The 11,805-nt window shown below is 60.0% G+C and carries 15 protein-coding genes; all 15 read left to right on the forward strand.

Going from position 1 to position 11,805, the window contains the following annotated elements; genetic code table 11:
- A partial coding sequence (locus GHO25_RS24280) for a FliI/YscN family ATPase (protein WP_153392984.1) occupies positions 1-1,090 on the forward strand: 1,090 nt, incomplete at its 5' end.
- Between the two features lie 6 nt (positions 1,091-1,096).
- On the forward strand, positions 1,097-1,549 hold the full coding sequence (gene fliJ, locus GHO25_RS24285) for a flagellar export protein FliJ (protein ID WP_048371419.1): 453 nt from the start codon (positions 1,097-1,099) through the stop codon (positions 1,547-1,549).
- Positions 1,550-1,696: 147 nt separating this feature from the next.
- Complete coding sequence (locus GHO25_RS24290; protein ID WP_153392987.1) at positions 1,697-2,002, forward strand: STAS domain-containing protein; 306 nt, start codon at positions 1,697-1,699, stop codon at positions 2,000-2,002.
- On the forward strand, positions 1,999-3,708 hold the full coding sequence (locus tag GHO25_RS24295) for a fused response regulator/phosphatase (RefSeq protein ID WP_178110212.1): 1,710 nt from the start codon (positions 1,999-2,001) through the stop codon (positions 3,706-3,708). The genes GHO25_RS24290 and GHO25_RS24295 overlap by 4 nt, the downstream gene beginning before the upstream one ends.
- 30 nt (positions 3,709-3,738) lie before the next feature.
- Entirely contained in the window at positions 3,739-4,104 is a 366-nt protein-coding gene (locus GHO25_RS24300; protein WP_178110214.1) for an Hpt domain-containing protein, read from the forward strand.
- Positions 4,105-4,179: 75 nt separating this feature from the next.
- The gene (locus tag GHO25_RS24305) at positions 4,180-5,439 is read left to right on the forward strand and encodes a flagellar hook-length control protein FliK (protein WP_153392990.1); all 1,260 of its coding nucleotides are present in this window, start codon (positions 4,180-4,182) and stop codon (positions 5,437-5,439) included.
- Positions 5,440-5,589: 150 nt separating this feature from the next.
- Entirely contained in the window at positions 5,590-6,081 is a 492-nt protein-coding gene (gene fliL / locus GHO25_RS24310; RefSeq protein WP_048371409.1) for a flagellar basal body-associated protein FliL, read from the forward strand.
- Positions 6,082-6,089: 8 nt separating this feature from the next.
- Positions 6,090-7,058 (forward strand): flagellar motor switch protein FliM, encoded by a 969-nt coding sequence (gene fliM / locus GHO25_RS24315; protein ID WP_048371407.1) that lies wholly within the window; start codon positions 6,090-6,092, stop codon positions 7,056-7,058.
- A gap of 37 nt (positions 7,059-7,095) precedes the next feature.
- On the forward strand, positions 7,096-7,560 hold the full coding sequence (gene fliN, locus GHO25_RS24320; protein WP_048371405.1) for a flagellar motor switch protein FliN: 465 nt from the start codon (positions 7,096-7,098) through the stop codon (positions 7,558-7,560).
- A complete protein-coding gene (gene fliO / locus GHO25_RS24325; RefSeq protein ID WP_048371402.1) occupies positions 7,561-8,001 on the forward strand; it encodes a flagellar biosynthetic protein FliO in 441 nt (146 codons plus the stop codon).
- Positions 8,001-8,744 carry a flagellar type III secretion system pore protein FliP gene (fliP, locus tag GHO25_RS24330; protein ID WP_048390404.1) on the forward strand — a complete coding sequence of 248 codons (744 nt, stop codon included), beginning with the start codon at positions 8,001-8,003 and terminating at the stop codon, positions 8,742-8,744. The genes fliO and fliP overlap by 1 nt, the downstream gene beginning before the upstream one ends.
- Positions 8,745-8,748: 4 nt before the next feature.
- Entirely contained in the window at positions 8,749-9,018 is a 270-nt protein-coding gene (gene fliQ / locus GHO25_RS24335; protein WP_016781562.1) for a flagellar biosynthesis protein FliQ, read from the forward strand.
- Positions 9,019-9,801 carry a flagellar biosynthetic protein FliR gene (gene fliR / locus GHO25_RS24340; RefSeq protein WP_048371396.1) on the forward strand — a complete coding sequence of 261 codons (783 nt, stop codon included), beginning with the start codon at positions 9,019-9,021 and terminating at the stop codon, positions 9,799-9,801. It begins immediately after the preceding gene.
- Between the two features lie 2 nt (positions 9,802-9,803).
- A complete protein-coding gene (flhB, locus tag GHO25_RS24345) occupies positions 9,804-10,940 on the forward strand; it encodes a flagellar biosynthesis protein FlhB (RefSeq protein ID WP_048371394.1) in 1,137 nt (378 codons plus the stop codon).
- Between the two features lie 136 nt (positions 10,941-11,076).
- Positions 11,077-11,646, forward strand: coding sequence for a hypothetical protein (locus GHO25_RS24350; protein ID WP_153392993.1), 570 nt, complete (start codon positions 11,077-11,079; stop codon positions 11,644-11,646).
- The last annotated feature ends 159 nt before the right edge of the window (positions 11,647-11,805 follow it).

Consider the following 11,805-nt stretch of genomic DNA (forward strand, 5'->3'; position numbering starts at 1 on the left):
GGGTGCCCGCGTGGTGCCCTTGGCCGACACCGGCCGCTTGCCGATGGGCATGAGCATGCTTGGACGGGTGCTCGACGGCGCTGGCCGCGCCCTGGACGGCAAAGGCTTGATGAAAGCCGAAGACTGGGTGCCGATGGACGGCCCGACCATCAACCCGCTCAAGCGCGACCCCATCAGCGTGCCGCTGGACGTGGGCATTCGCAGCATCAACGGATTATTGACGGTCGGCCGTGGTCAGCGTCTGGGCCTGTTTGCCGGTACCGGCGTGGGCAAGAGTGTGTTGTTGGGCATGATGACGCGCTTTACCGAGGCCGACATTATCGTGGTGGGCCTGATCGGTGAGCGGGGCCGTGAGGTGAAGGAATTTATCGAGCACATCCTCGGTGAAGAAGGTCTCAAGCGCTCCGTGGTGGTTGCCTCGCCTGCCGACGATGCGCCGCTGATGCGTTTGCGCGCGGCCATGTACTGCACGCGGATTGCCGAATACTTTCGCGACAAGGGCAAAAATGTCCTGCTGTTGATGGATTCGCTGACCCGTTTTGCTCAGGCCCAGCGGGAAATTGCCCTGGCCATTGGCGAACCGCCCGCGACCAAGGGCTACCCGCCGTCGGTGTTCGCCAAGCTGCCCAAACTGGTGGAGCGCGCCGGTAATGCCGAGGCCGGGGGTGGCTCGATTACTGCGTTTTATACCGTGTTGTCCGAGGGCGATGACCAGCAAGACCCGATTGCCGACTCGGCGCGGGGCGTGCTCGACGGGCATATCGTGCTGTCGCGGCGTTTGGCCGAAGAGGGCCATTACCCGGCCATCGACATTGAAGCGTCCATCAGCCGGGTCATGCCGTCGGTGGTCGGCGCCGAGCACATGCGCCGGGCGCAGCAATTCAAACAGCTGTGGTCACGCTTCCAGCAAGCGCGGGACTTGATCAGCGTGGGCGCTTACGTGGCCGGTGGCGACCGTGAAACCGACACCGCAATTGCCTTGCAACCGGCCATGGTCGCGTACCTGCGCCAAGGGCTGAACGACAACATCAGCCTGGGCGAAAGCGGCGGCCACCTGGCCAGCCTGTTCGCTCCGGCGGCGGGTGGTTAAGCGATTATGGCGAGCGGAGGAAGGGCAGCGCGTCTGGCGCCGGTGGTCGAAATGGCCGAAAAAACTGAAAAGGCAGCCGCCCAGCGATTGGGGCACTTTCAGGGCCAGGTCAATCTGGCCAACAGCAAGCTGGGCGACCTTGAAAACTTTCGGGGCGAATACCAGGCGCAATGGGTCGAGCGCGGCAGCCAGGGCGTAACCGGCCAATGGCTGCGCAACTACCAATACTTTCTGGGCCAACTTGAAACCGCGGTGGGCCAGCAGCGCCAAAGCCTGCAATGGCATGAAAACAACCTCAACAAAGCCCGCGAATCCTGGCAACAGGCCTACGCCCGGGTTGAAGGGTTGCGCAAACTGGTCCAGCGCTACGCCGACGAAGCGCGCCAGCTAGAAGACAAGCGCGAGCAAAAACTGATGGACGAACTGTCCCAGCGCCTGCCACGCAAAGAAGTCTACTAATCCCGCATGCCCCTGTAGGAGCGAGCTTGCCTCGCGATCTTATTGATCATTTAAAAGATCGCGAGACAAGCTCGCTCCTACAGCCTGCGCAGGTTTTCAGAGCGTCTATAGTTCAGGTCAATCGATACCTGAACCAGGAGCTACCCCATGGCCGTGACTTCTCACGTTTCAGCCGACGGCAACCAACTGACCATCGCCATCAAGGGCCGGTTTGATTTTGCCAAGCATCAAGAGTTTCGTGCTGCTTACGAAAAGAGCGTCCCAAAACCCGACTCGATTGTCGTGGACTTGAAAGAGGCCACCTACATCGACAGCTCCGCCCTGGGCATGCTGTTGCTGCTGCGCGATCACGCCGGTGGCGATGAAGCCGAGATTCAAGTGGTCAACAGCAGCAACGATGTACGCAAAACCTTCGAGATGTCCAATTTCGACCAGTTGTTCGACATCAAGTGAACCCGCCCCAGGCTCGCGGCCTGACGATATTGATCGCCGAAGACAGCGCTGCGGACCGGCTGTTGCTGGCCACTATCGTGCAGCGCCTGGGCCATACCGTGTTGCTGGCCAGCAACGGTGCCGAGGCTGTGGAGGTCTTCTGCCATCAGCGCCCGCATCTGGTGCTGATGGATGGCCTGATGCCGGTGATGGACGGCTTTGAGGCGACGCGGCAGATCAAGGCCCTGGCCGGGGAAGTGCTGGTGCCAATCATCTTCCTGACTTCACTCAATCACGCCGATGCATTGACCCGCACCCTGGAGGCGGGCGGTGATGATGTGTTGCTCAAGCCGTATAACCCGATGCTGCTGGCCGCCAAGATCACGGTCATGGATCGCCTGCGGCGCTTGCAAGACACCGTGTTGCAGCAGCGTGACCAGATCGCCCGGCACAATGTGTATTTGCTCAATGAGCAGCGTGTGGCCAAGGCGGTGTTTGACCGGGTGGCCCATGAGGGCTGCCTGAGCGCCCCGAATATCCAGTATCGGCAGTCGCCATACGCCTTGTTCAACGGCGACTTGTTGCTTGCTGCCCACACGCCTTCGGGTGATACCCACCTGCTGCTGGCCGACTTTACCGGCCACGGATTGCCGGCAGCGATTGGTGCGATGCCCTTGGCTGAGGTGTTCTACAGCATGACGGCCAAGGGCTACGGCCTGGGCGAAATGCTCCGTGAAATGAATGCCAAGCTCAAACGCATCCTTCCGGTCGACATGTTTTGCTGCGCCCACGTGATCTGTGTCAGCGCGCTGAGGCGCAGCCTTGAAGTGTGGAGCGGGGGAATGCCCGATGGCTATTTGCACACCCTGGCCACGGGGCAGCGTACTGCGCTCAGCTCGCAGCATTTGCCGTTGGGGGTGTTGAAGGCCAAGGCGTTTGACCATTCGACCCGGGTGCTGCCCATGCTGCCCGGCGATCAACTGTTCTTGCTCACCGATGGCGTGACCGAAACCACTGGCCCGGATGAACAGCTGTTTGGTGCGCAACGGTTGCAGCGCGTGCTGGAGGCCAATCGCGACCCGCAGCACCTGATCGATGAAGTCGAGCAGGCGTTGCGGCAGTTTCAGGGGCAGATTCGTGATGACGTCAGCATGGTGCAGATCACCTCGCAGGTTGCGCAGCGCTTGGGGATGCCCGCGATGCTCTACACCGACAGCGGCCAATGCAGCCCGCTCGACTGGTCCGCCCGTTTCGAATTCCGGGCGTCGACGCTGCAACAGTTCAACCCGCTGCCCTATTTGCTGCACATGCTGATGGAGGTGCATGGCCTGCGTGCCCAGGGCGCGCAGATCCATGCGGTGCTGTCCGAGCTGTATAGCAATGCGCTGGAACATGGCGTGCTGGGGCTGGATTCTCGGCTCAAGCGAGACGCTAAAGGTTTTGCAATATATTACGAATTGCGCAATCAGCGTCTGATTGCGTTAAAAAGTGGTTACGTGCGTGTGGCTATGTGCGTGGTGCCCGAGCGCCAGGGTGGTCGCCTGACACTGCACGTAGAAGACAGCGGGCCGGGCTTTGACGTCGCCAGCATGCTGGCCAGACCGCTTGATCTCGACCGTTTGTCGGGGCGCGGTTTGAGTCTGGTGCGCCAGCTCTGCCCGTCCGCGCGGTGGTCCGACGAGGGTCGTACAGCGACCGTAGAGTTTTTATGGGAGGCTCTGGCATAATCCGAGCATTCTTGATCAAGGAGTGAACAAGTGTCTGAAATTCATATGGATGAGCAAGTCATCAGTTCGTTACGCGAGGTGATGGAGGAGGGGTTTGCAGACCTGCTGGACACCTTTCTCTCAGACTCCGAAGAACGTATCGACCAATTGCACAATGCCCAGGAAGCCCGCGACCTGACCCTGGTTGCGCACAGCTTCAAAGGCAGCAGCAGCAACATGGGCGCCACCCGCCTGGCGTTGTTGTGCGGTCAGCTCGAAGAGCGTGCGCAAAAGAAGCAACTGGCGGACATCAAAGAGCTGGTCATCGAAATCAATGACGAATACCAAATGGTCCGCCAGCTGTATCGCGCCGAGCGCCAGCGGGTGAGCGTCTCCAGTTACCTCCCGGGCAACTGACGGCAAAGCTGGCCCGAACCTTGCTCTGTCTCTCCCACCTGTACCGATGCCTGCCGTACAGCGGAGACTTTGCCAATGCCACTCGCCGCCAACCCGTTCCTTCAGACACCTGCCGTCGCTACGTCCAAAGCCGCAACGGGCAAAGCTGCACAACCTGACGTCGAGCCCGTAAAAACAGGGGGCGAGCCGTTTTCCAGGGTCTATGCCAAAGCGTCTGACGCCACCTCGGGTGTCACCAGCAGCAAGCCTGCCATAACACGCGATGCGAGCAATAACAGCGCTGCAAACCCATCGCCTGCTGTTGCCGATAGCGGCAAACCCTTGCCTGCTGGCAAGTCTCAAAGCACCGACCAAGATGACACGCCGGTCAAACCTGACGACGGCCTGCCGACTGCCGATACCACACCCCCTGCTGTGCAAACGCCACCGGCGGTAGCGCAAACCCCTGCGCCTGTTGCCCCGGCACAGCCTGATGAGCAAGCTGCGCAACTGGCCGCCGCGAACATGGCCGTGCAAGCGCCGCCACCGCCTGTGGTGGATGACACCTTTGACCCACAAGCCGACCCGCTGGATGACATGCCCGCTGTGCGCCTGGCCATGGAGCAGGGCGGCCATGTGTCCGCCAGCAGCCAGTCACCGGCGAAAAATGCTCAACCCGACACCCCGGCCAATGCGAGCCAGGGCCAGCCGAACGCGATTGCGCAGATGCTTGAGCCCAAAGCCGACGCCTCCAGTACGGGTGAGGGCGGTGAAAAAGCCTTCAAGGGGCTGGTGGATGACGGCCTTAAAGACCTCAAAAGCGCTTCCAGCGACACCCGCGTCGATGACTTTGCCAACCGTCTGGCTGCGCTGACTCAGGCGGCCGTGCCGAAAACCGCGAATGCGCTGCCGGTCAACCAGCCGCTGGCCATGCACCAGAGCGGCTGGTCAGAAGAAATCGTCAACCGAGTGATGTACCTGTCCAGCGCCAACCTCAAATCCGCCGACATCCAATTGCAGCCGGCGGAGCTTGGGCGCCTGGATATTCGCGTCAACGTCGCGGCGGACCAGTCCACGCAAGTCAACTTTGTCAGCGGCCATGCGGCCGTGCGAGAAGCGCTGGACAGCCAGATGCACCGCCTGCGCGACATGCTCGCCCAGCAGGGCATGGGCCAGGTCGACGTCAATGTGTCGGACCAATCGCGCAATTGGCAGGGCCAAGGTCAGGAGCAACAAGGCCAGCAGCGCTCCCGGGCCAGTGGCGCGCGCCTTGACGACGACACGCCGTTAGCCGCCGCCGAACCCGTCGCCCCCAGCATCGTGCTGGGCACCAGCGCCGTGGACTACTACGCCTGAACCCCAAGTGGCCTTGTAGGAGCGAGCTTGCCTCGCGATCTTTTGATCTTTTAAAAGATCGCAGCCTGCGGCAGCTCCTCCAGTTCTGGCATAACACTTGCTCTGCCTAGTCATGCACCTGTGAAAACCCAAAAGTGACGGATTATTGGCATGGCGACGACCGACGCACCGAAAGACCCCGCCGATAAAGGCAAACTCAAGCTGATTATTCTGGTGGTCGTGGCGCTGTTGCTGGCCATCGGCCTGTCGGTGGGGGCTACCTGGTTTTTCATGAGCGGCGAGAAAAGCGCCGCGCCGCCTGTGGTGGACGCCAACATCAAGCGCCCGGCCATCTACGAGCCGCTGCCACCCGCTTTTGTGGTCAACCTCAATGACAACGGCCGCCAGCGCTATCTGCAAGTGAGCATCACCTTGCAGGCGCGGGATCAAAATGACCTCAATGCGCTCAAGGTGCATATGCCGGTGATCCGCAACAACCTGGTCATGCTGTTCTCCGGACAAACCTTTGACAGCCTCGCCACTCCGGTGGGGCAGGAAATGTTGCGTCAGAAAGCCACTGCGAGCGTGCAGGAAGTGGCGCAAAAAGAACTCGGCAAAGTGGTTATTGATCAGGCCCTCTTTACTAACTTTGTATTGCAGTAGGACACGACATGGCCGTGCAAGACCTGCTGTCCCAGGATGAGATCGACGCGCTGCTGCATGGCGTCGATGACGGTCTGGTACAGGCCGAGGCGGCTGCCGAACCCGGCAGCGTCAAAAGTTACGACCTGACCAGTCAGGACCGGATTGTCCGGGGTCGCATGCCGACCCTGGAAATGATCAACGAGCGTTTCGCCCGCTATACCCGCATCAGCATGTTCAACATGCTGCGCCGCTCGGCAGATGTGGCGGTGGGCGGCGTGCAAGTGATGAAGTTCGGTGAATACGTGCACTCGCTGTACGTGCCCACCAGCCTCAACCTGGTCAAGATCAAACCGTTGCGTGGCACCGCGCTGTTCATCCTCGACGCCAAACTGGTGTTCAAGCTGGTGGACAACTTTTTTGGTGGCGACGGCCGTCACGCCAAAATCGAAGGCCGCGAATTCACCCCCACCGAATTGCGCGTCGTGCGCATGGTACTGGAGCAGGCCTTCGTCGATTTGAAAGAAGCCTGGCAGGCGATCATGGAAGTCAATTTCGAGTACATCAACTCGGAAGTGAACCCGGCCATGGCCAACATCGTCGGCCCCAGCGAAGCGATTGTGGTGTCGACCTTCCACATCGAACTCGATGGCGGTGGCGGCGACCTGCACGTGACCATGCCGTACTCGATGATCGAGCCGGTGCGCGAAATGCTCGATGCGGGCTTTCAGTCAGACCTCGACGACCAGGACGAACGCTGGAGCAAAGCCCTGCGCGAAGACGTGCTGGACGTCAGCGTACCGCTGAGCGCCACCGTGGCCCGCCGCCAACTGCGCCTGCGTGACATTTTGCACATGGCGCCGGGGGACGTGATCCCGATCGAATTGCAGGACGAACTGGTGATGCGCGCCAATGGCGTGCCCACGTTCAAGGTCAAACTGGGTTCGCACAAAGGCAATCTGGCCTTGCAAGTGCTCGAACCCATCGTTCGGCGTTAAGCACCGAACTCCCCCAATTGCTCAGTGAGGACACCTGATGGCTAACGAAAACGATACAAGCGCCGCCGACCAGGCGCTGGCCGATGAATGGGCCGCCGCGCTGGAAGAAACCGGCGATGTTGGCCAGGCCGATATCGACGCGCTGCTGGCTGCTGACGCCGCGCAAAAACCGGCGTCCAACCGCTTGCCCATGGAAGAGTTCGGCAGCGTGCCGCGCAACAACGACCCGGTGTCGCTGGACGGTCCCAACCTGGACGTGATTCTGGATATTCCGGTGTCGATTTCCATGGAAGTGGGCAGCACCGACATCAACATTCGTAATCTGCTGCAACTCAACCAGGGCTCGGTCATCGAACTCGATCGCCTGGCCGGTGAGCCGCTGGACGTGCTGGTTAACGGCACGCTGATTGCCCATGGCGAAGTGGTGGTGGTCAACGAAAAGTTTGGCATCCGTCTGACCGACGTGATCAGCCCAAGCGAACGCATCAAGAAGTTGCGCTAAGTGAAGCGGCTTCTCGGCGGTTTACTGGCGCTACCCTTGAGCGCCCTGGCAGCAGAGCCGGTGGCTAGCACCGCGAGCGCCGTTGCGCCCGTGGCCGCCAGCAGCCTGGGCGGCCAGTTGACGCAACTGGTGCTGGGTTTGCTGCTGGTGCTGGGGCTGATCTTTGCCCTGGCCTGGGTGCTGCGCCGGGTTCAGCAAGGGGGCGCACGTCAGGGGCAGGTCATCGAACTGATCAGCTCGCGGGCCCTGGGCACCCGTGACCGGCTGGTGCTGGTGCAAGTGGGTAACGAGCAAATCCTGCTCGGCCTCACGCCGGGCCGCATCACCCCGCTGCATGTGCTCAAAGAGCCGGTTGCAGCGCCGGACACCACGCAACCGGCCACGCCTGAATTTGCCAAACGGCTGATGGAAATCCTCGGCCAGCAAAAGGACAAGCCGTAATGCGTTTAGCTGTCGCACTGTTGTTGGCCTTGCTCGCGCCGGTCGCCTTGGCGGCCGACCCGTTGTCGATCCCGGCGATCACCCTGGGCACCGGCGCCAACGGGCAGCAGGAGTATTCGGTCAGCCTGCAAATCTTGCTGATCATGACCGCCCTGAGTTTTATCCCGGCGTTCGTGATGCTAATGACCAGCTTTACGCGGATCATCATCGTGTTTTCGATTCTGCGTCAGGCGTTGGGGCTGCAACAGACGCCGTCCAACCAGATCCTCACCGGCATGGCGCTGTTTTTGACCCTGTTCATCATGGCGCCGGTGTTCGACAAGGTGAACCGCGACGCCCTGCAGCCGTACCTGGCGGAAAAACTCACGGCCCAGGACGCGATCCTCAAGGCGGAAGGCCCGATCAAGGACTTTATGCTGGCGCAGACCCGCACCAGCGACCTTGAACTGTTTATGCGCTTGTCCAAGCGCACCGACATCCCGACGCCCGACGCGGCGCCGCTGACCATTCTGGTCCCGGCCTTCGTCACCTCCGAGCTTAAAACCGCTTTCCAGATCGGCTTTATGATCTTTATTCCGTTCCTGATCATCGACCTGGTAGTGGCCAGTGTGCTGATGGCCATGGGCATGATGATGCTCTCGCCGTTGATCATTTCGTTGCCGTTCAAAATCATGCTGTTCGTGCTGGTGGACGGTTGGGCGCTGATTATCGGCACCCTGGCCAGCAGTTTCGGCGGAGTCTGAGCCCATGACCCCAGAAGTCGCAGTCGACCTGTTTCGCAATGCGTTGTGGCTGACCACGATGATGGTCGCGGTGCTGGTGATCCCCAGTTTGCTGGTGGGTTTGCTGGTGGCGATGTTCCAGGCGGCGACGCAAATCAACGAACAGACCCTGAGCTTTTTGCCGCGTTTGCTGGTGATGCTGGTCACCCTGATCGTGGCCGGGCCATGGTTGGTGCAAACCTTTATGGAATACATCCTGCAGTTGTACGGCAGTATTCCGCAGTTGATCGGCTAAATGTCGCTGCTGGCCCTGACGGACGCGCAGATCAGTACCTGGGTCGCCAGCTTTATGCTGCCGCTGTTCCGGGTGGGCGCGGTGCTGGCCACCATGCCGATCATCGGTACCACGCTGGTGCCCAAGCGCATCAAGTTGTTTCTGGCCCTGGCGATCACCCTGGCGATCATGCCCAGCTTGCCGCCGCTGCCCACCGTCAACCCGCTGGACCTCAGCGGCCTGATGCTGATAGCCGAGCAAATTATTATCGGTGCCTTGCTCGGCTTCTCGTTGCAGCTGTTTTTCCAGGCGTTTGTGGTGGCCGGGCAAATCGTTGCGGTGCAGATGGGCATGGGCTTCGCCTCCATGGTCGACCCGGCCAACGGGGTCAACGTGGCGGTGATCGGGCAGTTTTTCACCATGCTGGTGAGCCTGCTGTTTTTGTCCATGAACGGTCACTTGGTGGTGTTTGAAGTGCTCACCGAGAGCTTCACCACGTTGCCGGTTGGCGGCGGGCTGATGACTAATCATTACTGGGAAATCGCCAACAAACTGGGCTGGGTCCTGGGCGCAGCCCTGTTGCTGGTGCTGCCGGCGATCACCGCCTTGTTGGTGGTCAACATCGCGTTTGGCGTCATGACCCGTGCGGCCCCGCAACTCAACATCTTTGCCATCGGTTTTCCGCTGACCCTGGTGCTGGGCATGGTCATTCTGTGGATCAGCATGGCCGACATTCTCAATCAGTATCAGCCGCTGGCCTCCGAGGCTTTGCAGTTTTTACGTGAACTGGCACAGGCGAAATAGCCATGGCAGAGAGCGAGAGCGGCGCCGATAAAACAGAAGACCCCACGGAGAAACGAAAAAAAGACTCCAGGGAAAAGGGCGAAATCGCGCGCTCTAAAGAACTCAATACCTTGGCGATCATGCTCGCCGGGTCGGCCGGGCTGCTGATTTTTGGCGGGGCGCTGGCCGAAGACCTAATGGAAGTGATGCGCTACAACTTCAGCATCAGCCGCGAGACCTTGTACAACACCGACTCCATGGCCGCCTTTTTGCTGCACTCGGGCAAAATCGCCCTGATTGCCTTGCAGCCGGTGCTGATCACCTTATTGATCGCCGCCATCGTCGGCCCCATCGCCCTCGGTGGCTGGCTATTTGCTGCGGGCAGCCTGGCCCCCAAATTCAGCCGCATGAACCCGCTGGCGGGGCTTAAACGCATGTTCTCGGCCAAGGCACTGGTGGAACTGCTCAAGGCGCTGGCCAAGTTTTTCATCATCCTGATCGTCGCCTTGCTGGTGTTGAAATCCGACATCGACGACCTGCTGCGCATCGCCCATGAGCCCCTGGAGCTGGCGGTGATCCACAGCCTGCAAGTGGTGGGCTGGAGTGCGTTGTGGATGGCCTGCGGGTTGATCTTGATTGCCGCCGTCGACGTACCAGTGCAGTTGTGGGAAAGCCATAAGAAACTGCTGATGACCAAGCAGGAAGTGCGCGACGAACACAAGGACCAAGAAGGCCGGCCCGAAGTTAAACAGCGCATTCGCCAGGTGCAGCGTGAAATGTCCCAGCGCCGCATGATGAGCGCCATCCCCGATGCCGACGTGATCATCACCAACCCGACGCACTACGCCGTGGCCCTCAAATACGACCCCGAAAAGGGCGGGGCGCCGATGTTGCTGGCCAAGGGTAGCGACTTTTTGGCGCTGAAAATTCGAGAAATCGGCGCCAAGCACAACATCCTGCTGCTGGAGTCCCCGGCGCTGGCGCGCTCGATCTACCACTCCACCGAACTCGAGCAGGAGATCCCGGCGGGCCTCTACCTGGCCGTGGCGCAGGTGCTGGCGTACGTCTACCAGATCCGCCAGCACCAGGCGGGCAAAGGCAAGCGGCCTGACCCGCTGAAAGACCTGCCGATTCCGCCGGATTTACGCCGCGATGACTAAATGTGAAGCCAAGAGCTGACAAGCGGTGAAAATTTGAAGACGGACTGTCATTTCTGACAGTAGAGGCTTTGCGCAAACCTGCTTAACTTGAGAGGTCGAGTGCTTTTGGTTCGTGTGCAGGCAATGGAGATGCGCGATGTCGATCGAGTTAACCCTTATTCCCAATGGCTCTATCAAAACCTGTGTTTTGAGTGATTCCCGAGAAAAAGCCAAGGTGGATCTTGAGGGATTGTTCCCGAAGTTTCCTGCGCTGGACGGCACATTTGCGATTTTTTGGCTGGATCAATTGCAAGACCGCCACATTGTGGGCTTCAGCACGGAAGGCACTAATTTGCTGGCCGTCATTTCCTTGCCCACGGTGCCCCACAGCAGCGGGCGAGAGCAGTACTACAGTGCGATCGTTGAGCGCTGCTACAAAGAGCGTGATTCGATACTGACGTTTATGCGCAAGTCATTGAGTTTTGAAGGCATCAACGGGCGCTGTGTGCGCAGTTTTATCCTGTACAAACTCATTCGCCAGTTGCAGCTGGACAGCGTGCCAGTGTGGGAAGAACACCCGCATGTACGGGATGGGCGTTGTGGCGCCATTTTGATTGGTGGTTGCGGCTCTGACCACTATGAGCCCAACCGCAAGATAGACGTCGTGTTCGGTTCAAGCAGCAGCGCGTGTCTGGTGATTGACCTGGGCGAATGGCGCTGGAACTGAGCCTCACTTTTTTGCCTCGCCAGAGGCAGATCAAAAGATCGCGAGCAAGCTCGCTCCTACAGATTTTTGCGTTTGCCTGCCGATTTATCGGCAGCTTCGTACAGCGTTGGCGCTTGCCGCTGTTGTACCCCGACGCTTATAGTCCGCGCTCGCCCTCAT

The sequence above is a fragment of the Pseudomonas sp. FSL R10-1350 genome (assembly GCF_009600525.1).
Classification (GTDB): Bacteria; Pseudomonadota; Gammaproteobacteria; order Pseudomonadales; family Pseudomonadaceae; genus Aquipseudomonas; species Aquipseudomonas helleri.